Origin of the sequence: Streptomyces sp. NBC_00316, from assembly GCF_036158715.1 — a bacterium.
Taxonomy (GTDB): domain Bacteria; phylum Actinomycetota; class Actinomycetes; order Streptomycetales; family Streptomycetaceae; genus Streptomyces.
Window position 1 is genome coordinate 5,707,966 of record NZ_CP108023.1, and the last position, 25,651, is coordinate 5,733,616.

Consider the following 25,651-nt stretch of genomic DNA (forward strand, 5'->3'; position numbering starts at 1 on the left):
GCGCGGGCATACGAGAAGGGCCCCGGTCCGAAGACCGGGGCCCTTCTCTTCAGGGTGAGTAACGGGACTCGAACCCGCGACATCCTGGACCACAACCAGGTGCTCTACCATCTGAGCTATACCCACCGTGTCCGGTCTTTTCTGACCGGCCGAGAAAAAGTGTACAGGGTCCGAGAGGGTGCTCGCGCCCCCGTTGTTCAGCCGCTGATCCCGACCCGCGAAACGTACGTGACCAGCGGCTTCCCGAGGTCCTACGAAGGCGGCTGCGTCAGGCGTGTCGCAATGGCCTTCGCATGCTCCGAGTCGGGCCCGGGCTGCGGCACGAAGATCGCCTCCCGGTAGTACCGCAGTTCCGTGATGGAGTCACGGATGTCCGCGAGCGCCCGGTGGTTGCCGTTCTTCTCCGGGCTGTTGAAGTACGCCCTCGGGTACCAGCGGCGGGCCAGCTCCTTGACCGACGACACATCGACGATCCGGTAGTGGAGGTAGCTCTCCAGGGCCCCCATGTCGCGGGCCAGGAATCCGCGGTCGGTGCCGACCGAGTTTCCGCAGAGCGGGGCCTTGCCCGGCTCCTTCACGTGCTCGCGCACATAGGCCAGGACCTGGGCCTCGGCGTCGACCAGCGTGGTGCCGCCGGCCAGCTCGTCGAGGAGGCCCGAGGCGGTGTGCATCTGGCGCACCACCTCGGGCATCGTCTCCAGGGCCCTGTCCGGCGGGCGGATCACGATGTCCACGCCTTCGCCGAGCACGTTCAACTCCGAGTCGGTGACCAGTGCGGCCACCTCGATGAGTGCGTCTTCCGTCAACGAGAGCCCGGTCATCTCGCAGTCGATCCACACCATGCGATCGTTCATGTGTCCCACCCTACGGGGCGCTGCGCTGCCCCGGCAGGGTCGGGCGCCCCGTGGCGTACACGTCGGACGACGGCTTCCCGTGCTCCGGCTGCCCCGGCCCGAGCCCCGTGGCGGATGCGGCCGGAGAGCCCGACGGGGTCACCGTCGCACCGGCCCTCCGGCTCGCGGACATGCCCTGTGCGGGCACGGCCGTCTCGACCGCCGTCGCCACCGGATCCAGCCCCCCGGCCTGCGGACGGCGGGCCCGGTAGGCGGCCCGGTACGCGGCGGGGGAGGAGCCCAGCTGCCGCCGGAAGTGTCCGCGCAGCGCCACCGGCGAACGGAAGCCGCAGCGGCCCGCGACCTCGTCGACGGAGTAGTCGGACGTCTCCAGCAGCCGCTGCGCCTGCAGCACCCGCTGGGTGATCAGCCACTGGAGCGGTGCGCTGCCGGTGAGCGAGCGGAACCTGCGGTCGAAGGTCCGCCTGCTCATGTAGGCGCGCGCCGCCAGCGTCTCCACGTCGAACTGCTCGTGCAGATGCTCCAGCGCCCAGGCCACGACCTCGGCGAGCGGGTCGGAGCCGATTTCCTCTGGTAAAGACCTGTCGAGGTAGCGCTCCTGGCCACCACTGCGCCGCGGCGGGACCACGAGCCGGCGGGCCAGCGCACCGGCGGCCTCCGTACCGTGGTCCGTGCGGACTATGTGCAGACAGAGGTCGATGCCGGCCGCCGTCCCGGCGGAGGTGAGCACGTCGCCGTCGTCGACGAACAGCTCGCGCGGATCGACGTGGACCGACGGATAGCGCTTGGCCAGCGTCGGTGCGTACATCCAGTGCGTGGTCGCCGGACGGCCGTCCAGCAGGCCGGCGGCGGCGAGCACGAACGCCCCGGTGCACAGCCCGACGATCCGGGCCCCCTCCTCGTGGGCGCGGCGCAGCGCGTCCAGCGCCTCGGCGGGCGGCGGAGACGTGATCGAACGCCAGGCGGGCACCACGACGGTGCCTGCGCGACTGATCGCCTCCAGCCCGTAGGGCGTGGTGAGTTCGAGCCCGCCCGTGGTCCGCAGCGGTCCGTCCTCCCCGCCGCAGACGAGGAGCCGGTAGCGCGGAACTCCCGCGTCCTGGCGGTCGATTCCGAACACGGAGAGCGGAATGGAGCTCTCGAATATGGGGCCGCCGCTGAACAGCAGCACAGCGACGACTTCCCGACGTCGTCGTCCGCTGAGCTTCCGTACAGCCTCCGTTGCGGCGGCGGAGTCCTGGCTCATGACGCTAAGCCCCCCTCGGTGTTCGCGTCTTCCTGGTCCTTGCGGCCCTGTCGCTCCTGCACATTTCCCCTCGGTGTTGCACGAGTCCCCAGCCTTCGGCACCCAAGATCGAATCTACTGCGTCCCGTGGTGCCGTCGTGACAAGTTGACCAACCAGGACTATGTCGACAAGGCAACTTGGCGGGAAGCATTCGATCACGAAGGGTTTCACTGACAGGGCGTCCAGGGAAGTGCGCCTCACGTTCGTGGCCCGTCCCTGTTGGTTGGAAGCGTACCGCCTGGTCTCTTCTTGCCTGCTGGCAAGGGGGTTGATCGGCCAATTGCCCAAGCAGTGGACAGGGGTCAGAAGTTGGCTGAAAACATGTGGTTGCGGATGCTGGAATCCATCGTTCGGCCGGCGGGCGACTCCGAGGTGGCGGCTGCGCCCGCATGTTCCCGCGGCCGGACCTGCGGGGCGGGAGTCGGCGGGCGGCGGCGGGGGAGGGCCGGTGCGGATCCCCGGTGCGCCCCGTGCGTTCCGGTGACTCGGCGACGCACGGGTGTGACCAACGGTGCCCGCCGTGCCCGCTCACCGAGCGTCGTCGTCCGGTTGCGCCCCCTCGCTCCAGCGCGTCGCGGGCGCCGACGGCTCGATGTACCACGCAACCGGCATTGCCATACGGGGCGGCCTCGGGCATGCTCCCTGGGACGTCGCAAGCGCTTTGCGGGGGTCTGGGCAGTGGAGGAGTGGCGCCGTACCCTTAGGGGTAAGGGGTTGGGAAGATGATTCCCGGACACCACGACACCGCCCGCCGAGACACCTTCCCCAAACCGCTCACTCCTCACGAGGACTCTCTTCGCCGAGACACCGATGGCCGGTCACGAAATCCCCGAACCCGCGGACCGCAAGCAGGTAGCCGACCCTCTGTCGGACCAGCAGGCGGCCGAAGAAACACGTCATTCCTGCGATCCCGCCTTCCGGCATGGGGTCGTGGTCGGATTCGACGGCTCCATGTCCAGTGAGCGAGCCCTCGCGTATGCCATCGGGATGGCCCGGAGATCGGGTTCCGGCCTGATCATCGTCCATGTCGCCAACCGGCTGCCGACCACGGTCTGGGCGGGCTGCGAGCCGCCCGTCTTCGTCGACGTGCCCGACCACCGCACCGAGGTCCTCGGGCTGGAGCTCGCGTGCGCGGACTACCTCTCCGAGGTGCCGTGGGTGCTCGTCGAGCGCGGCGGCGACATCTGCCACGAGCTGGAGGACGTCGGCCGGGAGTACTCCGCCGACGCGATCGTCGTCGGCTCCACACACGGTGTCGTCGGCCGGATCTTCGGCTCGGTCGCGGGGCGGCTGGCGCGGCGTGCGCAGCGCCCGGTCGTGGTCATTCCCTAGCGGATCCCCGACGGGCGTGGTGGGTGCTCGCCGGACCCGGCGGTCTTCTTCCCGGCGCTTTTCCGACGTGGCGTCAACTCGCCCATGAAAACAGGCAATCTACTCGCCCGTAGAGGTGGATTGTGCGCTTGTGAAGGGTACATAAGGGTCACTGGGAAACAGCACCACTGCCTTGAAGGGAGCCCGCCGTGGACAATGACGTCTCTGCGGGGAACAGCAGCACCTCCACCCTCGGCCATCTCGCCCTGGGACTCACCCTGTTGGCTTTCGGCGTCGGTCACACCGGAGTCATCGACGGTGTGACGGCGGCCGACGCCGTCTCGCTCGCGCTGTATGTCGGCGGTATAGCCCTGTTCGTCGCCGGACTGCTGGAGTTCCGCGCGGGCAGCAGCTTCACCGGCACGGCCTTCGTCGGCCTCGGCGCCTTCTGGTTCACCTGGGGCACCGGTGCCGATGCCCAAGTCTCCGCTCATGCGGCGGGGCTGTTCCTGCTGCTCTGGGCGCTGTTCGCACTGAGTCTGACCCTCGGGGCGGCCGGCGGCGGTCTGCTCACGCAGGGGATGTACGGGCTGCTGTTCCTGGGGCTTCTGCTCCTGGGCGTCGGACAGTTCGCCGGCAGTGACGGGCTCGGCAAGGTCGGCGGCTGGCTGGCCGCGCTCGCCGGTCTCGCCGCCTGGTACGGGGCGACGGCGGCGCTGGCCAAGTGGCCGACGGTGCTGCCGAAGCGTGCTGCCGGCCGAGGCGTGACGGCCACCGGCTGACAGCGACCGGCCGGTGCGACCCGGTCGGCACCGGCCAACGGGAGAGAGCGGCCCCGCACCCATGGTGGCGCGGTGCGGGGCCGCTCTCTGCTGCGTACGGCGGGCGGGGGCTACTCGACCGTGACGGACTTCGCCAGGTTCCGCGGCTTGTCGATGTCGCGGCCCATGGCCAGCGCCGTGTGGTACGCGAAGAGCTGGAGCGGGATGCCCATCAGGATCGGGTCCAGCTCGTCCTCGTTCTTCGGCACGACGATGGTGTGGTCGGCCTTCTCCTGCACCTGGTGCGCGACCGCGAGGATCCGGCCGCTGCGGGCCTTGATCTCCTCCATCGCGGCACGGTTCTTCTCCAGCAGGTCGTCGTCGGGCACGATCGCGACCGTCGGCATCGAGGGCTCGATCAGAGCCAGCGGGCCGTGCTTCAGCTCGGACGCCGGGTAGGCCTCGGCGTGGATGTACGAGACCTCCTTGAGCTTCAGCGAGGCCTCACGGGCGACGGGGTAGCCGCGCACCCGGCCGATGAACATCATGGACTTGGCGTCGGCGTACTCGGCGGCCAGCTTCTTGATCTCGTCCTCGCTCTCGAGGATCTCGGTGATCTGGGCGGGCAGCTTGCGCAGGCCCTCGATGATCCGCTTGCCGTCGGCGACCGACAGGTCGCGGATCCGGCCCAGGTGCAGCGCGAGCAGCGCGAACGCGACCACCGTGTTGGTGAAGCACTTGGTGGAGACGACGCAGACCTCGGGACCGGCGTGGACGTACGTGCCGCCGTCGGCCTCGCGGGCGATCGCCGAGCCGACCACGTTGACCACACCGAGGACCCTGGCGCCCTTGCGCTTGAGCTCCTGGACGGCGGCCAGCACGTCGTACGTCTCGCCGGACTGGGAGACCGCGACGTACAGCGTGTCGGGGTCGACGACCGGGTTGCGGTAGCGGAACTCGGAGGCGGGTTCGGCGTCCGCGGGGATGCGGGCCAGCTCCTCGATCAGCTGGGCGCCGATCTGGCCCGCGTGGTACGAGGTTCCGCAGCCCAGGATCTTGATCCGGCGGACCCCGCGCGCCTCACGGGCGTCCAGGTTGAGGCCGCCCAGGTGCACGGTGGAGAACCGGTCGTCGATCCGTCCGCGCAGCACCCGGTCGACGGCGTCGGCCTGCTCGGAGATCTCCTTGTGCATGTACGTGTCGTGGCCGCCCATGTCGTACGACTCGGCCTCCCACTCCACGGTGGTCGGCGTGGCCGTCGTGCTGGAGCCCTCGGTGGTGTACGTACGGAAGTCGTCGGCCTTGAGGGTGGCCATCTCGCCGTCGTCGAGCGTGACGACCTGGCGGGTGTGGGCGACCAGCGCGGCGACGTCGGAGGCGACGAACATCTCCTTCTCGCCGATGCCGAGGACGACCGGGGAGCCGTTGCGGGCGACGACGATGCGGTCGCTGAAGTCGGCGTGCATGACAGCGATGCCGTACGTGCCCTCGACCGAGCGCAGGGCCTCGCGGACCTTCTCCTCCAGGGTGTCCGCCTGGGAGCGGGCGATCAGGTGGACCAGCACCTCGGTGTCGGTCTCGGAGAGGAAGACCACGCCGTCGGCGACGAGCTTCGCACGGAGCTCGGAGGCGTTGTCGACGATGCCGTTGTGGACGACGGCGACCTTGTGGTCGGCGTCCAGGTGCGGGTGCGCGTTCTCGTCGCTCGGGGCGCCGTGGGTGGCCCAGCGGGTGTGGGCGATACCGGTGGTGCCGTTGAAGCGCTTGGGGACACGGGCCTCCAGCTCGCGCACCCGGCCCTTCGCCTTGACCATCTTCAGCGCGGCGGGCTTGCCGGCCGCGGCCTTGCCGGTGATGACGATGCCCGCGGAGTCGTAACCCCGGTACTCCAGCCGCTGCAGCCCTTCCAGCAGCAGTGGAGCCACGTCACGCTTTCCGATGTATCCGACGATTCCACACATAGAGTCTCTGCCCCTCCATCGACGTACTTGTTGGTGCCCGTTGCTCAGCCGTAGACGATGCGGCGCAGCTGGCGGAGCGAGAGCTCCGGCGGCGCGACCGCACGATGCGGCAGCTCGGCCGCGATGCGTTCGAAGATCTCCGCGTTCACCAGGCCGCCGGACTGCAGCTCGCGGTGGCGGCGGCGGACGAAGTCATCGGTCGTCTCGTCGAAGTACGCCAGCACGTCGAGGATCACCCGGGCTGCCTCACCACGCTGAAGCGTGGTGGAGCGCACCAGGTGATCGATGAGGTCGTCATGCGACGGGCGGCGTTCGAGCACTCGTTGATACTGCGGTGGATGCGGGCTGTACGCAACAATTCTGCCCGATATCGGGCAGGCGTGACGGTGATTGCCCCCTCCGTGGGCATCGAAGCGGCATTGTTTGCTGCTTTTACTACCCAAGGTCACGAATGTGTCACTCAGGAGTGATGCGGGGTGGACGCCCCCTCGGATGAATCCCGCCGTACGGCAGATTCCTCGGCGGGGAAACGGGGAAGTGGTCTACACCTTGACCGTGCGGGGGGCTCGCGATACGCATGGCGATGCGCGGTTGCTCAGGAGATCCGCAGGTGTGAACCGTCGAAAGGTACCCGGCTTGTGAGAGTGCACAGGACACAACGCACCGCCCTTCCCCGCCTTCTCGGCTCGTTGCTGCTCCTCACAGCGGCCGGTATCTCCAGCGCAGGCGCAGTGCCGCAGGGGGCGGCAGCGGCCACCAGTGGCCAGGCCGCCGGTTCACCCCGTCCGCTCGGGCAGATCGTGCCCGCCCCCGCCCGGGTGAGTCCGGACGGATCCCCGTACGCCATCACCGCAGGGACGAAGATCCGCGTCGACGACGGCTCCCGCGAGGCCCGGAAGATCGGTGACTACCTGGCGGGCGTGCTGCGCCCCTCCACCGGCTACGACCTGCCCGTCACCGGCCACGACGGCGGTGACGGCATCCGGCTGCGGCTCGGCTCCCACGACAGCGCCCTGGGCGCCGAGGGCTACACGCTGAGGTCCGCTCGCGGGTCCGTCACCATCACCGCACGCGGCCCGGCAGGGCTCTTCCACGGCGTTCAGACGCTGCGTCAGCTGCTCCCGGATCAGGTGGAGATGAACAGCCGTCAGAAGGGCCCGTGGAAGGTCGCGGGCGGCACGGTCACCGACGCGCCGCGTTATGCGTACCGGGGGGCGATGCTCGATGTCTCCCGGCACTTCTTCTCCGTCGCCGAGGTCAAGCGTTACATCGACCAGATCGCCCTCTACAAGATGAACAAGCTCCATCTGCATCTCTCCGACGACCAGGGCTGGCGCATCGCCATAGATTCCTGGCCGCGGCTGGCCGCCTACGGCGGGCAGACGGAGGTCGGCGGGGGTGCCGGCGGCTACTACACGAAGAGCGACTACAAGGAGATCGTCCGGTACGCGGCCTCGCGCTATCTGGAGGTCGTACCCGAGATCGATCTGCCCGGCCACACGAACGCGGCACTCGCCTCCTACGCCAAGCTGAACTGCGACGGCGCCGCGCCGCCGCTCTACACCGGCACGAACGTCGGTTTCAGCTCGCTGTGCACGCCGAAGGCCGTCACGTACGACTTCGTGAACGACGTGATCCGTGAGCTGGCCGCGCTCACGCCCGGCAGATACATCCACATCGGCGGCGACGAGGCGCGCTCCACCGGCCACGACGACTATGTGGCGTTCATGGACAAGGCGCAGGCCATCGTCGGCAAGCACGGCAAGACCGTGGTCGGCTGGCACCAGCTGACCGGGGCCAAACCGGTCGCGGGCGCGGTCGCCCAGTACTGGGGGTACGACGCGACGGGCGCCGCCGAGCGCAAGCAGGTGGCGGACGCCGCGGCGAACGGCACGAAGCTGGTGCTGTCGCCTGCGGACCGGGTCTACCTCGACATGAAGTACGACAAGGACACCGCGCTGGGGCTGGCCTGGGCCGGATACGTCGAGGTACAGCGTTCGTACGACTGGAACCCGGGCACCTACCTGGAGGGCGTCCCAGGGAGCTCGATCCTCGGTGTCGAGGCGCCGATCTGGTCGGAGACGCTGACCAGCAGCGACGAGATCGAGCAGATGGCGTTCCCGCGGCTGCCGGGGGCTGCGGAGCTGGGGTGGTCGCCGGCGTCCACGCACGACTGGGACGCGTACAAGGTGCGCCTCGCGGCGCAGGGGCCGAGGTTCTCGGCGCTGGGGATCGATTACTACCGCTCCCCGCAGGTGCCGTGGCCCACGCAGTGAGGTGACCGGTCGTCCGGCCGGTGCCCGCATGCCCGATCGCCGGACGGGCATGCAGGCGCCGGGCCCGTCCGGCGATCGGAGCAACGGTCCAGGGTCTCTCGTTCGGATCACGCCGGGCTCGCGGGGTCCGGCACGCGCATCTGCCGTTGTCGTCGGTCACCGACGCTCCGCGTCGGCTCCTTCCTCCGCCCTGCAGCTGCACGCACCAGCCCCCGCTCCCTGATCCAAACGAAAGCCCTGGTACCCCGCGATCGGGTTCCTCAGGGTGCCGATCAGCTGGAGTGCTCCCGACGGGTCCGTGAGGTCGACCATCTGCCTGTTGTTGCGCAGCTGCAGCCGGTTCAGGCAGGACAGTGCGAACTCCTCGGTGAACATGTCGTACTGCTTGAACTTCTCGGCCAGTTGCGGCACCGACTCCTGGTAGCCGGAGACGCACGCGGCGACCGTCCGCCAGAAGGTGTCCTCGTCGAGGACTCCCTCGGTGGCGAGTCCGGCGGCCAGGAAGCGGAAGTAGCAGTCGAAGACGTCGGTGAAGACCGACAGCAGTTTCATGTCGTCGGGGACCTCGGCGCGGACCCGCTCGACCTGGGGCGGCAGCACCGCGTCCGGGTCAATGACCGCGATCTCCTCGGCGATGTCCTTGAAGACCGTGCGGGTGACGACTCCGTCCTCGATCACCAGGATGACGTTCTCGCCGTGCGGCATGTACACCAGGTCGTAGGCGTAGAAGCTGTGCAGGACCGGCACCAGATAGGCGTCCAGGTAGCGTCGCAGCCAGTCGGCGGGGGCCAGTCCCGATTCGGCGATCAGCGCGGCCGCGACGGAGCCGCCCTCGTGGTCGGTGTGGACGAGCGAGGCCATCGTCGCGACCCGCTCGCCGGCCGCCAGGCCGGGCACCGGGCTCTCCCGCCAGAGCGCGGCGAGCATTTTGAGGTACGGGGAACCCTTGGCGGTGGCCGCCTCGTACGCCCGGTGGTGGTAGCCGATGGCCGCCCGCTCCCGGATGATCGAGAACCGCGCGGCGCGCAGCACCTCGTCACGCTCGATCAGCCCGGACAGCCAGTCGTTGATCGCGGGCGTCGCCTCCATGTACGCGGCGGACAGTCCGCGCATGAAGCCCATGTTGAGGACGGACAGCGCCGTCTTGACGTAGTGCCGGTCCGGGTTGCTGGTGTTGAAGAACGTACGGATCGACTGCTGGGCGAGATACGCGTCCTCGCCCTCGCCGAGGCAGACCAGGTGGCGCCGGGCGAGCTCGCCGGCGAAGGTGACGGCGAGCTTGTTCCACCACTGCCAGGGGTGGACGGGTATCAGCAGGTAGTCGCCGAGGTCGAGCCCGAGGCCGGCCATCGTGGTCGCGAACCGGGCCCGGGTCTCCTCGCTCAGCTCGCCCTCGATCAGCGTGCAGTAGTCGAGTCCGGCGCCCGCGGTGAAGGTGGCGCGGTCACGGTGGGCGGCGACCCAGACCAGCCGGATCTCGCTCGCCGCCTCGGGAGCGTACGCGCGGTACTCGTCGACGCCGAAGCCGAGCCGTCCGTTGTTGGCGACGAAACAGGGGTGGCCCTCGGTCATGCCCGTCTCGATCGCCTGGAAGCCGGCGGCGACGAGCCCGGCGGAGGTCACCGACTCCTTGGTCAGTTTGTACGCGGTGCCGGCCAGCGTGGAGGAGATCTCCTCCAGGTAGACCGGCAGGATCTCCGCCGAGAGGCCGAGCGCCTCGCGCAGCTCGATGAAGAACTCCAGTGCGTCCAGGGGGAGTTCGCTGCCGTGCCGGTGACGGGTGACGGAGGCCGCATCGACCTGCCAGTGGTCGAGCGCGAAGCGCCGGGCGGTGAAGCGGTACTCGGTCGCGGAGTCGTCGCTGCGGACCGTGTAGCGGTCGTCGCCGAGCGGTTCGGGGGTCAGCAGCCGCTCATGGGCGAACTCCGCGAGCGCCTTACGGATCAGCAGCCGGGTGGCGGCGGCCCAGCGCTCGGGGGTGAGGTGCGCGACGGCGTCGGCGGTCGTGGTCATCGGGTGGCTCCTTCGCGAAGCGCGGCCTCGAACTGTTCCCGGGTGCAGACGCTGAGCAGGGCGTTCTTCTCCGGCTTTGCGATCTCCCGGAGGACCTCGAAGCCGACGGCCTTGTTGAGCGCGTGCACCGCGCTGTTGCGTGCGTCGGGCTCGACGACCACACGGCGTACCGACGGGTCGGCGAACAGCGTCTCCATCACGGTGGTGATCACGGCGCGCGTGAAGCCGTGCAGCGGAGTGTCGGACGGGGTGACCAGGAAGTGCATCCCGATGTCGCCGGGCTCGGCCTCGTACAGGCCCTTGAGCTCGACCTCGGTGGGGTCGTACCGCTCCATCAGGAAGGCGGGCTCCCCGTCGTGCAGGCCCAGGAACGCGTCGTGATGAGGGTGGGCGGCGATCGCCGTGTACTCCCGCTCGACGTCCTGGAGTCCGGCGTCGCCCATCAGCCAGAAGGCGGCCTTGGGGTGGGTGACCCAGCTGTGCACGAGTTCGGCGTCGGCGAGCGGGTCGAGGGCGCGGACGGTGAACGTGCCGAGGTCGTTGGTCATACGGCGAACTCCTGGAAGGCGATGGACTTCTCGACCGGGTAGTACTCACGGCCGAGCAGTTCGCCGATGATGTACGCGTTGCGGTAGGCACCCATGCCCAGGTCGGGCGAGGTGATCGAGTGGGTGTGCGTGCCCGCGTTCTGCAGGAAGACGCCGCGCCCGGTGGTGTCGATGGAGTAGTTGCGGGCCACGTCGAAGCGGCCCCGGCTGTCATGGCGCAGCCGGTCGGTGATCGGCTCCAGGAAGGCCGGCGGGGTGTAGCGGTAGCCGGTGGCGAGGATCAGGCCCTCGGTGCCGAGGGTGTAGTCCTTGCCCTGTTCCTCCTGGCGCAGGCCCAGGGTGTACGTACCGCTGGACTCCTCGTAACGCACGCTGTTCAGCGCGGAGTTGCTGAGGAGGCGGGTGGGCACGGGGCCGGGCAGGTTCTTCCGGTACAGCAGATCGAAGATCGCGTCGATCAGTTCCGAGTCGATGCCCTTGAAGAGACCCTTCTGGGTGGACTCCACCCGGTAGCGGGTCTGCTCGGGCAGCGCGTGGAAGTAGTCGATGTACTCCGGGGAGGTCATCTCCAGCGTCAGCTTGGTGTACTCCAGCGGGAAGAACCGCGGCGAGCGCGTCACCCAGTTCAGCCGGTAGCCGTGCACATCGATCTCGGAGAGCAGGTCGTAGTAGATCTCCGCCGCGCTCTGCCCGCTGCCGACGATGGTGACGGACTTCTTCGCCTGAAGCGCCGCCTTCCCTTCCAGGTACCGGGAGTTGTGCAGGAAGTCGCCGCCCAGCCCCTGGCAGGCCTCCGGGATGTACGGGGGAGTGCCCGTGCCCAGGACCAGGTGCGGGGCGCGGAACACGCCTCCGGCTCGGGTGGTCACGGTGTAGAGAGCGGTGCTCTCGTCGTACGTGACCGACTCGACGGTCTCGTTGAAGCGGACGCTGCTCAGTTTGGCGGCGGCCCACCGGCAGTAGTCGTTGTACTCGGTCCGCAGCGGGTAGAAGTTCTCCCGGATGTAGAAGGAGTACAGCCGGCCGCGCTCCTTGAGGTAGTTGAGGAACGAGTACGGCGAGGTGGGGTCGGCCATCGTCACCAGGTCCGACATGAACGGCGTCTGGAGATGGGCGCCTTCGAGGAACATTCCGGCGTGCCACTCGAAGTCCGGCTTGGACTCCAGGAACACACCGCTGAGTTCGTCGATGGGCTCGGTCAGACAGGCGAGGCCGAGGTTGAACGGGCCGAGGCCGATCCCGATGAAGTCGTGGGGGTTGGCAATTGGTCGCGGGGGAGCGTGCATAACGTCGGTTTACCTCGATCGTGTGATGGTCGGCTCGTGGGCTTGCGGTGCCGCGTGTGGGCCGGGGTGTGGTCGCCGTGTGATCTGGGACACCGGGTGCGGTGCCAGTGTGCGGGGCCCCTGCTCCACCGGAGAGATGGTTCAGGGCCTCCCCGCCGCCTCTGGCCGCACCCGATGGCCAGGTCGCATAGGGAACTGGCCTCCCGGGATCGGACCACGCACGGGATGCGTGTCGCTGCCTCGGGGTCGAGTACGCCGGGGACCAGTGCGCCCAAGACCGTTCGGGGCGTGCCAGTGCGCGGACTCACTCCCGCACACTGTTCAGGAACGGTCAGGAAGCGCGGTCAAGGGAGTCTCCCAGGTACTGCTCGGCGTGGCCGGCGATCAGATCGAGTACCGCGGCGATGTCCCGCGCGGTCGTTTCAGGGTTGAGCAGGGTGAATTTCAGGTACTGGCGGCCACCGACCTTCGTCCCGGCGACCACTGCCTCGCCGGAGGCGAAGAGCGCCTTGCGGGCGTGGAGATTCGCCCGGTCGATCTCGGCGGGCGAGGTGACGACGGCCGGGATGCAGCGGAACACCAGGGTGGACAGCTGCGGTTCGACGACGACGTCGAAGCGCGGGTCGGCGGTGAGCAGCCGCCAGCCCTCGGCGGCCAGGTCGCAGACTTCGTCGAAGAGCTCGCCGACGCCGTCCGCGCCCATGACGCGCAGGGTCATCCACAGTTTCAGAGCGTCGAATCTGCGGGTGGTCTGCAGGGACTTGTCGACCTGGTTGGGGATGCGCTCCTCGGCCATCCGCTGCGGGTTGAGGTACTCCGCGTGGTAGGTCGCGTGCCGCAGCGTCGCCCGGTCGCGGACCAGCACGGCCGACGAACTCACGGGCTGGAAGAGGGACTTGTGGTAGTCCACGGTCACCGAGTCGGCGTGCTCGATGCCGTCGAGGAGGTGACGGCGCCCGCGGGAGGCCAGCAGTCCGCAGCCGTACGCGGCGTCGACATGCATCCAGGTGGAGAACTGCTCGCAGAGCGCCGCGATTTCGGGCAGCGGGTCGATGGAGCCGAAGTCCGTGGTGCCCGCGGTGGCGACGACGGCCATCGGGACGGCGCCCTCGGCGACGCACTGCTCCAGGGCGCGGGCCAGGGCCACGGTCTGCATGCGCTTGTTCCGGTCGACGGGGACGGAGACGACGGAGTCCGGTCCGAGGCCGAGGAGTTTCGCCGACTTCTGGACGCTGAAGTGGCTGCACTCGGAGGTGAGGATGCGCAGCCGGTTGAAGTGCTCGGGCCGGGACTTGGCCTCTTCGCGGGCGAGCAGCAGGGCCTGCAGGTTGGACTGGGTGCCCCCGCTGGTGAAGATGCCGTCGGCGGCCGGTCCGAGGCCGATCCGGGCGGTGGTCCAGTCGATCAGCCGACGCTCGATGAGCGTGCCGCCCGCACTCTGGTCCCAGGTGTCCAGCGAGGAGTTGACGGCCGAGAGCACGGCCTCGCCGAGCACGGCGGGGATGACCACGGGGCAGTTGAGGTGGCCCAGGTAGCGGGGGTGGTGGAAGTAGACGGCATCACGGAGATAGACGCGGTCGAGCTCGTCGAGCGCGGCGGTCGCGTCGCCCAGCGGCCGGTCCAGATCGATCGCGTCGACGACCGGGGACAGCTCGTCGGCGGAGATTCCGGTGAACGGCCGCTCGGTGGCAGCGAGTTTGGCCGCGACCCGTTCGACTCCTGCGGTCACGGAGCGACGGTAGTGCTCCGCGGTCGTGTCGTTGAGCAGGTGCGAACGCATGAAGGGGTCCTCCCGGACGCGGGGATCTTCATCGGGCCCTCAGGACAGAAGGAGGGGGCGAGGGCGCGATGCCGAAGTAAGGTTAGCCTAACCTAACTTCGATTCGCGTTGTTCCCTCGCCCCCCACGGGACGCAGAAGTTGTCCGAATCACATGCCCTTACGCGTCCTCGGTGGCCGCTTCCGAACGCAGCTGCTCCTCGCTCAGCCCGCGCCGCCAGTAACCGACGAACGTGACCCGCCTGCGGTCGAACTGACGCTCCTGCACCAGATGGCGACGCAGAGCCTTCACGCCCGACGACTCGCCCGCGATCCAGACGTACGGAGTTCCCTCGGGGAGCTCGGCCGCGCGCACCGCGTCGACGGCGGACGGTGCGCCCTCGTCGCGGACGAGCCAGCTGATCCGGGCGCGGGCCGCGGTGTTGAGCGCCTGGCGGTCCCGGGTGTGCGGGACCTCCAGCCAGACCCGGGCCTGCATCCCGGCCGGCAGCCACTCCAGGGCGGCCGATGCGGCGGGCAGTGCCGTCTCGTCGGCCCAGATCAGCACCCAGTCGGTGTCTTCCGGAGGCCGGAAACGGACGGCCGCGTTGTCCTCGACGGCCGGGCCGAGGGCCTTGAGGAGGTCGCCCGGGGCGGCCGCGGCGGCCCAGCGGCAGGCCGGGCCCCCGTCCTCGTGCAGCGCGAAGTCGATATCGATTTCGGTCGAACCGTCGGGGCCGCGACGCTGCGCGCGGACCGTGTACGAGCGCATGACGGCCCGGACGTCCTCGGGCAACGCCCGCCAGGCGGCGAACCATTCGCCGTCCTCGTCGACCGGAACGACTGGTTCCGGCTGGCCGGGGTGCGGCAGGAACAGCGACAGGCTCTGATCCCTGCCTCCGGCGGCGAAGCCGTCGAGTCCCGGCCCGCCGAAGGTGATCCGGAGCATCGACGGCCCCAGTCGCCTGGTCCGGACGACCGTCAGACCGAAGAACCGGAAGGGGGCGACGGGGGGAGCTGCGGCGGTCGTCATGCGAGGGCTCCTTCCAGGAACCGGGAAGCGTGGGTGACGCGGCCCGGCCCGCCGGGAAGATCCCGGCCGGGCCGGGCCGGTACTGGGTTGCTGCGATGTGTGCTGCCGGAGTGCTCCGGCAGCGCTTCCGGTGCGTCAGCCGGCCTTCTTGGCGTTCTCGAGGGCCTTCGCGAGGTCCTCGAGGATCGGCGTGCACTTGTCGTACGAGTAGATCGGCTCGGTGGTGCGCGGGATGACCTGGCCGGCCTTCACGGCGGGCAGCTGCGCCCAAGTGGGCTTGGTCGTCAGGGTGTCGGGCTGCAGGGCCGACGAGCGGTTGTCCATCATGATGATGTCGGCGTCGTACTTGTCGACGTTCTCCCAGCTCAGCTCCTCGAAGAAGCCCGCGGCGTTGACCTTCGGCTCGACGAACTGCACGCCCAGTTCCTGGAAGTACAGGGTGTCCGCGGACATCTTGGCGAGCGAGACGTAGAAGAGGTCCTGGCTGGCCGAGCCGATCATGACCTTGATGTTCGGCTTCGACTTGGCGGCTGCGCGCAACCGGGCCGCGGCCTTCTCGAAGCGGGCCTTGGCGTCGGTGACCTCGGCGGCCTTGACGTCGGCGCCGAGGGACGCGGCGAGGTCCTCGTGGCGCTGGATCGCCTTGGGGATGGTGGTCTCGGCGGCCCACAGGGCGACGCTCGGGGCCAGCTTGAGGATCTTGTCCTTGGACTCGTCCGGCACGTACCAGAGGGCGTCCTTCTCCCACATTGCGGTGACGAGCAGCTCCGGGCCGAGCGCCGCGTACTTCTCGACGTTGAACTCGCCCCAGACGTTGCCGAGTATCTCGACCTTGCTGATGTCGAGGTCGCCGGCCTGCACATCGGGCTTGCCGTCCGCGGTCTTCGTCGGGCCGAAGACGCCCTTCACCTCGATGCCGTAGTCGTGGAGGGCTGCGGCGACACCGGTGAAGGCGACGATGTTCTTCGGGGTCGACTTGGCCTCGGCGGTCGCGCCGCGGTCGTCCTTGAACGTCCAGGTGCCGGCCTTCGCGGAGCTCGAAGCGGAGCCCGAGCCGGAGCCTTTCGAGTCGCTGTCGCCGCAGGCTGCGAGCACGGCGCCGAGACCGACGGCGCCGCCCGCGGCCAGCAGGCCGCGACGGGAGAGGGAGGTGGTCCGGACCTTGGGCATGGGTGTGTCTGCTTTCGTACGCGCCGGTGGGCGCCCGCTGACGAGTTCGAAGGTAGGTTAGCCTAACCTTGGCAACTGTCCAGAGGGTGCCCGTGCCCAACAGGCCGGCTACCAGACGAGAACTCCGCCACCCACGTCCCGGGCCCGAAGGGCCGCCGCGGTGATGTTGGCCAGTCGCTCGGCGACATAGCCCTCGCGGTAGCCGCAGTGCGCGTCGAGTGCCGCCGTGTGCGGACGCAGCAGTTCGCACTCGGCGAGGAACTCCTCGATGTCCTCCGGTTCGACGTACAGGTCGTAGGAGGCGAGCTCCGGCAGGAACCGGGCCCCGAGCGCCCGGACCCGCTCCGCCCCCCACAGGTGGGTCCGGCAGCTCTCGAACCCCGCCATGTCGCTGCCGTCCGGGGGGTTGTCGAGCAGGTGAGGCGTGCCGCTCCTCCCCCGCACGAAGGTGTGCACCAGGAGCGTCATCCGCCGAAGTCCTTCCGGCACGCGTCGAGTCCCTCGATCCGCACATCGACCGTGCGATGCGCCTCCCAGCGCTCACGGTCGATCCGCAGCCGCTGCAGGGTGACGGGAGCGCCCCGCAGGGCGGCCACCTGGAGCCCGTCCGGCAGATAGCCGAGCCGGCGCGAGACGCCCAGCGAACGCGGGTTGTCGGTCATCGCCGACGACGTCGCGGTCCGGGCGCCGAGCCCGGCGAACGCCAGATGCAGCACGGCGGCCCGCATCTCGGTGCCGATGCCCTGTCCTTGGTGCGTCAGCCCCAGCCACGACCCGGTGTTGACCTCGCGGGTCGCCGCGAAGTCCGTGGCCCCCAGGTCCTGCCGCCCGACCACCTCGCCCTCGTGCAGCACGGCGAGGCTGAGCACCCAGTCCCGTACCGACCAGTTGGCGATGCTGCCCAGCACATGCTGGAACACGCCCCGGCCACGCTCGTCCGGCGGGGTGTCGGTCCACGGCACGGTGAACGGCATGCTGTCCGGCGCATGCACCCCGGCGGCGGCGACCGACGCGAGATCGTCGAGCAACTCCAGGTCGGGGACCCGGAGTTCCAGGCGGGGTGTGCGGATGCGGAGCCCGTGGAGGGGCCAGTACCGGTGGTCCATGAACAGACTCTGCCGGGGCGGGCGGCACCTCGTCGACCCAATTACGGCCCGCCCCGTCGAACCGTCAGGCCGGCAGCCCCAGCTCCCGTGCGATCAGTATCCGCTGCACCTCGCTCGTGCCCTCGCCGATCTCCAGGATCTTGGAGTCGCGCCACATCCGCGCCACCGGGTACTCGTTCATGAAGCCGTAGCCACCGTGGATCTGCGTCGCCTCGCGCGCGTTGTCCACGGCCACCGTCGACGAGTACAGCTTCGCGAGCGCCGCCTCCTTCTTGAACGGTTCGCCGTGCACGAGCCTCGATGCCGCGTCCCGCCAGCCGATCCGGGCCATGTGCGCCCGCATCTCCATGTCCGCGATCTTGAACTGGATGGCCTGGTTGGCGCCGATGGGCCGGCCGAACGCGTGCCGCTCCTTGGCGTACTTCACCGACTCGTCCACACAGCCCTGCGCCAGACCCGTGGACAGCGCGGAGATCGCGATCCGTCCCTCGTCCAGGATCCGCAGGAACTGCGCGTACCCGCGGCCCTCCTCGCCCAGCAGGTTCGCCGCCGGGACCCGCACGTCGGCGAAGGACAGCTCGCGGGTGTCCGAGGCGTTCCAGCCGACCTTGGAGTACGGGGCGGCGACCGTGAAGCCGGGGGTGCCGGACGGCACGATGATCGACGAGATCAGCGGCGCGCCGTTCTCCTTGTGGCCGGTCACCGCCGTGACCGTGACCAGCGCGGTGATGTCCGTACCGGAGTTGGTGATGAAGCACTTGGAACCGTTGATCACCCACTCGTCGCCGTCGCGTACGGCCGTCGTCCGGGTGCCGCCCGCGTCGGACCCGCAGTCCGGCTCGGTCAGCCCGAAGGCGCCGAGCGCCTCGCCCGAGCAGAGCCTGGGCAGCCACTGCTGCTTCTGCTCCTCCGTACCGAAGTGGTAGACCGGCATCGCGCCGAGCGAGACCCCGGCCTCCAGGGTGATCGCCACGGACGAGTCGACCCGGGCCAGCTCCTCCAGGGCGATCCCGAGGGCGAGATAGTCGCCGCCCATACCGCCGTACTCCTCCGGGAACGGCAGCCCGAACAGGCCCATCCGCCCCATTTCGCGCACGATCTCGTAAGGGAACTCATGGCGCTCGTAGAAGTCGCCGATCTTCGGGGCGACCACGTCGTGCGCGAACTCCTCGACGGTGCGGCGCAGTTCCTCGTGTTCGGCGGTCAGCCGATGGTCCAGGGACATGGCGGGGTTCACTCCTTGTGGGAGAGGGCGCGGACGGTACGGGACGGGCTCGGACGGCCCAGTTGCTCGGCGAGCCACACGCTGGTGGCGGTGAGCGCGTCGAGGTCGACCCCGGTTTCGATACCGAGGCCGTGAAGCATCCACACGAGGTCTTCGGTGGCGAGATTTCCGGTGGCGCTCTTCGCGTACGGGCAGCCGCCGAGGCCGCCCGCGGAGGCGTCCACGGTGGTCACTCCGTGCTGGAGCGCGGCAAGGGTGTTGGCGAGGGCCTGGCCGTACGTGTCGTGGAAGTGCACTCCGATGGTGTTGGTGTGCACGCCCTCCTCGTTCAGCTCGGAGAGCAGGTCCTGCACATGGCCGGGGGTGGCGACGCCGATGGTGTCGCCGAGGGAGAGCTCGTCGCAGCCCAGGTCCATCAGCGCCTTGGCGACGCGGACGACCTGGTGGACCGGGACAGGCCCCTCCCACGGGTCGCCGAAACACATCGACAGATAGCCGCGGACATGCACCTTGTCGTCCTTGGCGCGGGCCACGACCGGCTCGAACATGGCGAGCGACTCGTCGACCGTGCGGTTGAGATTGCGGGCGGCGAACGTCTCGGTCGCCGACCCGAACACGGCGATCCGGCGGGCACCGAGCGCCAGGGCCCGGTCGAGCCCGCGCTCGTTCGGGACGAGCACGGGCAGCGCGACCCCCTCGATGTCGCCGAGGCGGGGGAACAGGTCCTCCGCGTCGGCGAGCTGGGGCACCCATGCGGGGTGGACGAAACTCGTCGCCTCGATCGTGGCCAGACCGGCCGCAGCGAGGCGGTGGATGAACTCCGCCTTGACCTCGGTCGGCACGACGGCCTTCTCGTTCTGCAGCCCGTCGCGGGCACCGACCTCGTGGATGCGTACCCGGGCGGGCAGATCCGGTGCGGGCACGATCATGGGCAGACTGCCGCCGGTCATGCTTCCTCCTCGTTCGGAACCACCACGGCCAGTACCTGGTCCATGGCGACCGTGGTGCCGGCCGTGACATCGAGCTCGGTGACGGTCCCGGCGTGCGGGGCGGAGATGACGTGCTCCATCTTCATCGCCTCGACGACGAGCAGACTCTGCCCGGCCACGACCTCGTCGCCGACGGCCACCTTCACGACCGTGACCGTGCCGGGCATGGGCGCGGCGAGGGTGTCGGCACCGGAGCGGCCCGCGCCGGTGAGGGACGCCTCGACCGGGTCGTGATCCTGGACGTGCCAGGTATCCCCGTCACGGCCCAGCCAGTTCCCCTCCGGGGAGGAGGTGTGCGCGAACGTATGGGTGACACCGGCGAGTTCGAAGGTGAGACGGTGCGCGGAGACGTCGATGACCCTGGCCGTCTCCCGGCCGCCGGGCACGGGGGCCAGCGGGCCGCAGGCCCCCGTCGCGGGCGTCGGCGGTGCGCACTCCCCGACATGGCCGAACGTCAGCTCGGTGCCCGCGGGGCAGGTGCGCACGGAGACCTGCACCGGGTCGTGGCCCGGCAGCCGGAAGTGACGGACCGTGCGGGCGGGGGCGCCGCCCAGCCGCCAGCCGTCGGCCACCGAGAACGGGTCGACCCAACCGGAGGAATCCCCGGTGGCGGGCTGCCGCAGCAGCGCCGCTGCCGCGTACACCTCCTCCGGTACCCCCTCCGGCACCAGCCCGTCCACCGCACGCTCCACCAGCCCGGTGTCCAGCTCGCCCGCCACCACCGCCGGGTGGGCGAGCAGTCGCCGCAGGAACCCTGCGTTCGTCGGCACGCCCAGGATCACCAGCTCCGACAGCGCGGCGCGCAGCCGCCGCAGCGCCGTGGCCCGGTCGGGTCCGTGGACGATGACCTTCGAGAGCATCGGGTCGTACAGACTGCCGACCTCGACCCCCTCGACGAGACCCGAGTCGGTCCGCACGCCGTGGCCGTCCGGCTCGCGGAGGGAGAGCACCGTGCCGCCGGACGGCAGAAAGCCGCGGGCCGCGTCCTCCGCGCAGATCCGGGCCTCGATCGCATGCCCGTTCAGTGTGATGTCCTGCTGTGCGTACGGAAGTCGCTCGCCGGAGGCGACCCGTAGCTGCCACTCCACCAGATCGATCCCGGTGATGAGCTCGGTGACCGGGTGCTCGACCTGGAGGCGGGTGTTCATCTCCATGAAGTAGTACGAGGCCGGGTCGTTGCCCGGGACGATGAACTCCACCGTGCCCGCACCGACATACCCGCAGGAGCGCGCCGCCTGGACGGCCGCCTCGCCCATCGCCGCCCGGGTCTTCTCGTCGAGCAGGACGGACGGCGCCTCCTCGATGATCTTCTGGTGGCGGCGCTGCAGCGAGCACTCGCGCTCACCGAGGTGCACCACGTTCCCGTGCGCGTCGGCCAGGACCTGGATCTCGATGTGGCGCGGCCGGTCGATCCACCGCTCGACGAGCAAGGTGTCGTCCCCGAACGATCCCCGGGCCTCGCGACGGGCGGCCGCGATCTCGTCGGCGAGCAGCGCCTCGTCACGCACCAGCCGCATGCCCTTGCCGCCGCCGCCCGCCGAGGGCTTCAGCAGTACCGGCATCCCGATTCCGCGCGCCGCATCCGCCAGCTGCGCGTCGCTGAGCCCGCTCCCGGACGACCCGGGCACGACCGGAACCCCGGCCGCCGCCACGGTCTCCTTGGCCCGGATCTTGTCGCCCATCAACGAGATCGCCGACGCCGGCGGTCCGATGAAGACGAGCCCCGCATCCGCGCAGGCCTGCGCGAACCCGGCGTTCTCGGCGAGGAACCCGTAACCCGGGTGGACGGCCTGCGCACCGGTGTGGCGGGCCGCGTCCAGCAGCGCGGGCACGTTCAGATAGCTCGCGGCGGCCGGTGCGGGACCGATCCGTACCGCGGTGTCGGCCTCCCGTACGTGCCGGGCGTCGGCGTCCGCGTCGCTGAAGACGGCGACGGACCGCACACCCAGCTCGCGCAGCGTCCGGATGACCCGGACCGCGATCTCGCCGCGGTTGGCGACAAGAACGGTGTCGAACATCGTCATCTTTTCCCTCACATCCGGAAGACGCCGAAGCCGGGCGCCGCGTGGTCCTTCTGGGGAAGCGGGGCGTTGGCGCACGCGGTCAGAGCGAGCCCCAGCACCTGCCGGGTCTCCAGCGGGTCGATCACCCCGTCGTCCCAGAGCCGGGCGGTGGCGTAGTACGCGTTGCCCTGGGTCTCGTACTGCTCGCGGATCGGCGCCTTGAAGGCTTCCTCGTCCTCGGCGCTCCAGCCGTCGCCCAGCTGGTCGCGCTTGACCGTCGCCAGTACCGACGCGGCCTGCTCGCCGCCCATGACGGAGATCTTGGCGTTGGGCCACATCCACAGGAACCGCGGCGAATAGGCCCGCCCGCACATGGAGTAGTTGCCCGCTCCGTACGACCCGCCGACCACGACGGTCAGCTTCGGCACGCGGGTGCAGGCGACGGCCGTGACCATCTTGGCGCCGTGCTTGGCGATGCCACCGGCCTCGTAGTCGCGCCCCACCATGAACCCGGAGATGTTCTGCAGGAAGACGAGCGGAATGCCGCGCTGGTCGCACAGCTCGATGAAGTGCGCACCCTTCTGGGCGGACTCGGAGAACAGGATCCCGTTGTTGGCGACGATGCCGACCGGATGCCCGTGGATCCGGGCGAAGCCCGTCACCAGCGTCGTCCCGTACTCCGCCTTGAACTCCGCGAACCGCGATCCGTCGACGACCCGGGCGATCACTTCCCGTACGTCGTAGGGCGTCCGGGAATCCACCGGCACGGCGCCGTACAGCCCGGCCGGGTCGACCTTCGGCTCCTCCACGGGCTCCACGGACCAGGGCAGTGCGCCGCGCGCGGGCAGCGTCGCCACGATGTTCCGGACGATCCGCAGCGCATGCGCGTCGTCCTCCGCGAGATGGTCGGTGACACCCGACGTGCGGGAGTGGACCTCGCCGCCGCCCAGCTCCTCCGCCGTCACCACCTCACCGGTCGCGGCCTTCACCAGCGGCGGACCACCGAGGAAGATCGTCCCCTGGTTCCGCACGATCACGGCCTCGTCGCTCATTGCGGGGACGTACGCCCCGCCGGCCGTGCACGACCCCAGGACGGCCGCCACCTGCGGAATCCCGGCCCCCGACATCCGGGCCTGGTTGTAGAAGATCCGCCCGAAGTGCTCCCGGTCGGGGAAGACCTCGTCCTGCATCGGCAGGAACGCCCCGCCCGAGTCGACCAGGTACAGGCACGGCAGCCGGTTCTCCAGCGCCACTTCCTGGGCCCGCAGGTGCTTCTTCACCGTCATGGGGTAGTAGGTGCCGCCCTTGACCGTGGCGTCATTGGCGACGATCACGCACTCGCGGCCACTGACCCGGCCGATCCCGGCGATCACGCCGGCCGCCGGAGCCGCACCGCCGTACAGCCCCTCGGCCGCCAGCGGCGCCAGCTCCAGGAAGGGCGATCCCGGGTCGAGCAGCGCATCCACCCGGTCCCGGGGCAGCAGCTTGCCGCGCGCCACATGCCGGGCGCGGGCCTTCTCACCCCCGCCCAGCCGCGCTGCGGCCAGCCGCGCCCGCAGCTCGTCGCCGAGTGCGGTGTGCGCCGCCTCATTGGCCAGCCAGCCCTGAGATGCGGGATCCGCCGCACTCGCCAGCACCGGTGCCTGCTGCATCCGTCGAGCCCCCTTGCCCGCTCGGCCGGTCGGCCGAATCGGTTAATGAGCGTTAACACGTTTCCTTCAGGTTAACGCTCGCTAACCCGACTGTCTAGAATCGAATCCATGACCACCAGGACGGACGCCCCGACGCGCCGCGAGCAGATCCTCAAGGAGGCTGCCCGCCTCTTCGCCGAGCGCGGCTTCCACGGTGTGGGCGTCGACGAGATAGGCGCCGCCGTGGGGATCAGCGGCCCCGGCCTCTACCGGCACTTCCCCGGCAAGGACGCGATGCTCGCCGAACTGCTGGTCGGCATCAGTGAGCGCCTCCTGGCCGGCGGCCGGCTGCGCGTCACCGAGGACGCGACCTCCGGCGACGGCTCCCCGGAGGCCCTGCTGGACGCGCTCATCGAGGGCCACATCGACTTCGCCCTCGACGACCGCCCCCTGATCACCCTGCACGACCGCGAGCTGGACCGCCTCCGGGACTCCGACCGCAAGCGGGTGCGCCAGCTGCAGCGGCAGTACGTGGAACTGTGGGTCGAGGTGGTCCGCGCCCTCTACCCCCTGCTCCCCGAGAGCGAGGCCCGCGCCGCCGTCCACGCGGTCTTCGGCCTGCTCAACTCGACCCCGCACCTGGGCCGCCCCGGCGCCCTCCCCGGCCGCACGGCCACGGCTGCGCTGCTGCACCGGCTGGCGAGGGGGGCGTTCGAGGCGGCCCAGGTGCGGGTGTGAAGCTCCGCCGGATCCTCGGCTGAGGGCCGTCGGCGTGCGGGCTCGCTCCGGTGCGCGGCGGATCGGCCGGAGCGGGTCGGGCCGGTCCTGCGGTGCCTCGGCATCGTGCCGGAGCCGGACGCGGCCGACCGGCTGAGCGGCATTCCGGCTCCCGGTCGAGACCGGCCTCGACCGGCGCGAACCCGGCCCCCCGATGGCACCGCAGGGCCCTCTCGTCATCGGGGTGCACGCGCATGAAGACATCGCCATGGCCGGACCCGCGGGCCTGCGCGGGAAGGCCGTGCACCGGCGCGCGGCCGACCCCCTTGCCGCGGGTACCGGGGGCCACGACGATCCGGGCCGGCTCGACCTCGTCCTCCTCGATGTCGAACCACCATTCCCCGTAACCGGCGATGCGCCCGTCCTCGACGAGGGCGTGGGCCCGCACGGCGCCATCCCGCCGCCACTCGGTGATCGTCTGTGCGGACACGGGGAACTCCGGCCGCCGGCACCGCACAACGGGCTCCGAGGCGGAGGCCGGCCGGCCCGCCACCGTGACGGCGTGGGCGTCGGCGAAAGGGAGGAGCTCCCTGCGTGACCATCCGTGTGCTCGAACCGGCATGTCGCTGCCGACGGGGTGAGCGGGCGTCAGGGAATCGCCCGGAAGGCGTAGTCGCAGGGCGGAGGTGCTTGTGCTCGTACTTTTTTGATGAGATATCAGATCGGGGAGCGGAGGGCGGCGGGTGCCGTGTGTACACCCGGTCGGCCGTCTGGCGTCACACCTTAGCCATGCCCGATATGACAGGTAATGGGGTAATAAGTACGTTCATCCCAGATCGGCTGCCCGGCCGGCGCCTTCTGCAACTGGGAGAAACGATATGAGCACGCGCACCTTCGCCGTGACCGCCGCAGTGGTGGGCGCCGCGGCCCTCGCCGCCACCGGCATCACCTACGCCTCGAACTCAGGATCGGACACGTCCGCCCACGAGGCCCGCCCATCCGTCCAACGGGCCGCCCCGCACGCACCGAAAGCCGCCACGCCCGCCAAACCGGCCGCCCCTGCCGCGGCTCCCCCCGCCGAAGACAGCGGAAGGGGAAACGACGGGGGCCAGGGCGGCAATGGCGGCGGTGACGACCGGGGCGATGGCGGCGGCTACGGCGGTGACGACGGCGGCTATGGCGGCGATGACGGCGGCTATGGCGGGGGTGGCGGCTACGGCGGTGGCGGTGGCTACGGCGGTGGCGGTGGCGGTGGCGGCGGCCGGGGCGGCTATGACGGGGGCGGTAACGGCGGCTATGGCAGGGGAGGGACCATCCAGTTCAATGACCGTACGTACTCCGCCTACGCGGAGGGCTGCATCACCGCGGCCAGTGGCCTGGGTTCCAGCAGCTTCAGCGTCAGCAACGACAGCTGGAAGACCGTTGAGGTCTTCCGCGGGGCCACCTGTGACAACGGGGCCCCCGTCGCCACCGTCGGCCCCTACAGCACGGGCCACGGCGTCGTGACCGGCTCCGGCAACAGCAGCCTGTTCAACAACGATGGCGTCGTGGGCAGCTTCCTGGTGATCGGAGGCCGCCCCGGGTGGTGATACCGCCTCATGGAGGCCCCGGCCCGTCGGAATCGGGCCGGGGTCTCCGGCATGAGGGACACCGCTCGGCGGCTGCCCGGTTCCCGGCGGCCGCACCTGCGTCCGGCCCGCGACCGGTGCCGCATGATCCGTCCG

General features: G+C 70.0%; 21 protein-coding genes, 1 tRNA gene and 1 pseudogene. 5 read left to right on the forward strand and 18 right to left on the reverse strand.

The features are described from left to right. Nucleotides 1-53: 53 nt before the first annotated feature. From OG878_RS25415 to OG878_RS25425, 3 genes are all read right to left on the reverse strand, one after another. Nucleotides 54-126 (reverse strand) — tRNA-His (locus OG878_RS25415). A gap of 125 nt (nt 127-251) precedes the next feature. Next, nucleotides 252-854, reverse strand: coding sequence for an oligoribonuclease (orn, locus tag OG878_RS25420; RefSeq protein WP_328888908.1), 603 nt, complete (start codon nt 852-854; stop codon nt 252-254). A 10-nt stretch (nt 855-864) separates the two neighbouring features. After that, a complete protein-coding gene (locus tag OG878_RS25425) occupies nt 865-2,100 on the reverse strand; it encodes a helix-turn-helix domain-containing protein (RefSeq protein ID WP_328888909.1) in 1,236 nt (411 codons plus the stop codon). Between the two features lie 850 nt (nt 2,101-2,950). On the opposite strand from OG878_RS25425, the gene OG878_RS25430 reads away from it, so the two are divergent. Further along, complete coding sequence (locus OG878_RS25430; protein WP_277326334.1) at nt 2,951-3,472, forward strand: universal stress protein; 522 nt, start codon at nt 2,951-2,953, stop codon at nt 3,470-3,472. A gap of 188 nt (nt 3,473-3,660) precedes the next feature. Further along, nucleotides 3,661-4,233, forward strand: a complete 573-nt coding sequence (locus OG878_RS25435; protein ID WP_277326333.1) for an acetate uptake transporter — start codon at nt 3,661-3,663, stop codon at nt 4,231-4,233. Nucleotides 4,234-4,343: 110 nt separating this feature from the next. Here the strand turns inward: OG878_RS25435 and glmS are convergent, their stop codons facing one another. Next, complete coding sequence (glmS, locus tag OG878_RS25440) at nt 4,344-6,173, reverse strand: glutamine--fructose-6-phosphate transaminase (isomerizing) (protein WP_328888910.1); 1,830 nt, start codon at nt 6,171-6,173, stop codon at nt 4,344-4,346. Between the two features lie 44 nt (nt 6,174-6,217). Further along, a complete protein-coding gene (locus OG878_RS25445) occupies nt 6,218-6,493 on the reverse strand; it encodes a hypothetical protein (RefSeq protein WP_277326331.1) in 276 nt (91 codons plus the stop codon). 318 nt (nt 6,494-6,811) lie between these two features. Here OG878_RS25445 and OG878_RS25450 point away from each other — a divergent pair, with 318 nt between their 5' ends. Beyond that, nucleotides 6,812-8,449: a beta-N-acetylhexosaminidase gene (locus tag OG878_RS25450; RefSeq protein WP_328888911.1), complete on the forward strand. Its 1,638-nt coding sequence runs from the start codon at nt 6,812-6,814 to the stop codon at nt 8,447-8,449. A gap of 240 nt (nt 8,450-8,689) precedes the next feature. On the opposite strand, the pseudogene OG878_RS25455 reads toward OG878_RS25450, so the two are convergent. The 12 genes and pseudogenes from OG878_RS25455 to OG878_RS25510 all read right to left on the reverse strand — a co-directional run. Continuing rightward, nucleotides 8,690-10,462: pseudogene (locus OG878_RS25455) on the reverse strand (IucA/IucC family protein); the annotation flags it as partial. Then, on the reverse strand, nt 10,459-11,010 hold the full coding sequence (locus OG878_RS25460; protein WP_328888912.1) for a GNAT family N-acetyltransferase: 552 nt from the start codon (nt 11,008-11,010) through the stop codon (nt 10,459-10,461). The gene OG878_RS25460 and the pseudogene OG878_RS25455, both read right to left, overlap by 4 nt. Beyond that, nucleotides 11,007-12,296, reverse strand: a complete 1,290-nt coding sequence (locus OG878_RS25465; protein ID WP_328888913.1) for a lysine N(6)-hydroxylase/L-ornithine N(5)-oxygenase family protein — start codon at nt 12,294-12,296, stop codon at nt 11,007-11,009. Before OG878_RS25465 ends, OG878_RS25460 begins: the two co-directional genes overlap by 4 nt. Before the next feature lie 331 nt (nt 12,297-12,627). After that, nucleotides 12,628-14,076, reverse strand: a complete 1,449-nt coding sequence (locus OG878_RS25470; protein WP_328888914.1) for a pyridoxal phosphate-dependent decarboxylase family protein — start codon at nt 14,074-14,076, stop codon at nt 12,628-12,630. 158 nt (nt 14,077-14,234) lie between these two features. Continuing rightward, nucleotides 14,235-15,086: a siderophore-interacting protein gene (locus OG878_RS25475; RefSeq protein WP_328888915.1), complete on the reverse strand. Its 852-nt coding sequence runs from the start codon at nt 15,084-15,086 to the stop codon at nt 14,235-14,237. Between the two features lie 135 nt (nt 15,087-15,221). Continuing rightward, nucleotides 15,222-16,256 carry an ABC transporter substrate-binding protein gene (locus tag OG878_RS25480; RefSeq protein WP_328888916.1) on the reverse strand — a complete coding sequence of 345 codons (1,035 nt, stop codon included), beginning with the start codon at nt 16,254-16,256 and terminating at the stop codon, nt 15,222-15,224. 108 nt (nt 16,257-16,364) lie between these two features. Continuing rightward, on the reverse strand, nt 16,365-16,724 hold the full coding sequence (locus OG878_RS25485) for a hypothetical protein (protein WP_328888917.1): 360 nt from the start codon (nt 16,722-16,724) through the stop codon (nt 16,365-16,367). Further along, nucleotides 16,721-17,362: a GNAT family N-acetyltransferase gene (locus OG878_RS25490; protein WP_328888918.1), complete on the reverse strand. Its 642-nt coding sequence runs from the start codon at nt 17,360-17,362 to the stop codon at nt 16,721-16,723. Before OG878_RS25490 ends, OG878_RS25485 begins: the two co-directional genes overlap by 4 nt. A 64-nt stretch (nt 17,363-17,426) precedes the next feature. Then, a complete protein-coding gene (locus OG878_RS25495; protein WP_328888919.1) occupies nt 17,427-18,587 on the reverse strand; it encodes an acyl-CoA dehydrogenase family protein in 1,161 nt (386 codons plus the stop codon). An 8-nt stretch (nt 18,588-18,595) separates the two neighbouring features. Beyond that, complete coding sequence (locus OG878_RS25500) at nt 18,596-19,537, reverse strand: hydroxymethylglutaryl-CoA lyase (protein WP_328888920.1); 942 nt, start codon at nt 19,535-19,537, stop codon at nt 18,596-18,598. Further along, entirely contained in the window at nt 19,534-21,594 is a 2,061-nt protein-coding gene (locus OG878_RS25505) for an acetyl/propionyl/methylcrotonyl-CoA carboxylase subunit alpha (RefSeq protein ID WP_328891381.1), read from the reverse strand. Before OG878_RS25505 ends, OG878_RS25500 begins: the two co-directional genes overlap by 4 nt. 14 nt (nt 21,595-21,608) lie before the next feature. After that, the gene (locus OG878_RS25510; RefSeq protein WP_328888921.1) at nt 21,609-23,231 is read right to left on the reverse strand and encodes a carboxyl transferase domain-containing protein; all 1,623 of its coding nucleotides are present in this window, start codon (nt 23,229-23,231) and stop codon (nt 21,609-21,611) included. 108 nt (nt 23,232-23,339) lie between these two features. On the opposite strand from OG878_RS25510, the gene OG878_RS25515 reads away from it, so the two are divergent. Further along, entirely contained in the window at nt 23,340-23,948 is a 609-nt protein-coding gene (locus tag OG878_RS25515; RefSeq protein ID WP_328888922.1) for an SACE_7040 family transcriptional regulator, read from the forward strand. Here OG878_RS25515 and OG878_RS42345 read toward each other — a convergent pair. Beyond that, nucleotides 23,833-24,549: a GNAT family N-acetyltransferase gene (locus tag OG878_RS42345; RefSeq protein ID WP_443049169.1), complete on the reverse strand. Its 717-nt coding sequence runs from the start codon at nt 24,547-24,549 to the stop codon at nt 23,833-23,835. The genes OG878_RS25515 and OG878_RS42345 overlap by 116 nt on opposite strands. A 256-nt stretch (nt 24,550-24,805) precedes the next feature. On the opposite strand from OG878_RS42345, the gene OG878_RS25525 reads away from it, so the two are divergent. Then, nucleotides 24,806-25,516 carry a hypothetical protein gene (locus tag OG878_RS25525; protein ID WP_328888924.1) on the forward strand — a complete coding sequence of 237 codons (711 nt, stop codon included), beginning with the start codon at nt 24,806-24,808 and terminating at the stop codon, nt 25,514-25,516. Nucleotides 25,517-25,651: the final 135 nt, after the last annotated feature.

Excerpts from the sequence above, each read along its gene's own strand:
- OG878_RS25500 (WP_328888920.1), bottom strand. The coding sequence starts at position 19,537 with ATGACCGGCGGCAGTCTGCCCATGATCGTGCCCGCACCGGATCTGCCC.
- OG878_RS25485 (WP_328888917.1), bottom strand. The coding sequence starts at position 16,724 with ATGACGCTCCTGGTGCACACCTTCGTGCGGGGGAGGAGCGGCACGCCT.
- OG878_RS25490 (WP_328888918.1), bottom strand. The coding sequence starts at position 17,362 with ATGGACCACCGGTACTGGCCCCTCCACGGGCTCCGCATCCGCACACCC.
- OG878_RS25470 (WP_328888914.1), bottom strand. The coding sequence starts at position 14,076 with ATGCGTTCGCACCTGCTCAACGACACGACCGCGGAGCACTACCGTCGC.
- OG878_RS25505 (WP_328891381.1), bottom strand. The coding sequence starts at position 21,594 with ATGTTCGACACCGTTCTTGTCGCCAACCGCGGCGAGATCGCGGTCCGG.
- OG878_RS25480 (WP_328888916.1), bottom strand. The coding sequence starts at position 16,256 with ATGCCCAAGGTCCGGACCACCTCCCTCTCCCGTCGCGGCCTGCTGGCC.
- OG878_RS25425 (WP_328888909.1), bottom strand. The coding sequence starts at position 2,100 with ATGAGCCAGGACTCCGCCGCCGCAACGGAGGCTGTACGGAAGCTCAGC.
- glmS (WP_328888910.1), bottom strand. The coding sequence starts at position 6,173 with ATGTGTGGAATCGTCGGATACATCGGAAAGCGTGACGTGGCTCCACTG.
- OG878_RS25460 (WP_328888912.1), bottom strand. The coding sequence starts at position 11,010 with ATGACCAACGACCTCGGCACGTTCACCGTCCGCGCCCTCGACCCGCTC.
- orn (WP_328888908.1), bottom strand. The coding sequence starts at position 854 with ATGAACGATCGCATGGTGTGGATCGACTGCGAGATGACCGGGCTCTCG.
- OG878_RS25495 (WP_328888919.1), bottom strand. The coding sequence starts at position 18,587 with ATGTCCCTGGACCATCGGCTGACCGCCGAACACGAGGAACTGCGCCGC.
- OG878_RS25430 (WP_277326334.1), top strand. The coding sequence starts at position 2,951 with ATGGCCGGTCACGAAATCCCCGAACCCGCGGACCGCAAGCAGGTAGCC.
- OG878_RS25525 (WP_328888924.1), top strand. The coding sequence starts at position 24,806 with ATGAGCACGCGCACCTTCGCCGTGACCGCCGCAGTGGTGGGCGCCGCG.
- OG878_RS25510 (WP_328888921.1), bottom strand. The coding sequence starts at position 23,231 with ATGCAGCAGGCACCGGTGCTGGCGAGTGCGGCGGATCCCGCATCTCAG.
- OG878_RS25515 (WP_328888922.1), top strand. The coding sequence starts at position 23,340 with ATGACCACCAGGACGGACGCCCCGACGCGCCGCGAGCAGATCCTCAAG.
- OG878_RS25465 (WP_328888913.1), bottom strand. The coding sequence starts at position 12,296 with ATGCACGCTCCCCCGCGACCAATTGCCAACCCCCACGACTTCATCGGG.
- OG878_RS42345 (WP_443049169.1), bottom strand. The coding sequence starts at position 24,549 with ATGCCGGTTCGAGCACACGGATGGTCACGCAGGGAGCTCCTCCCTTTC.
- OG878_RS25475 (WP_328888915.1), bottom strand. The coding sequence starts at position 15,086 with ATGACGACCGCCGCAGCTCCCCCCGTCGCCCCCTTCCGGTTCTTCGGT.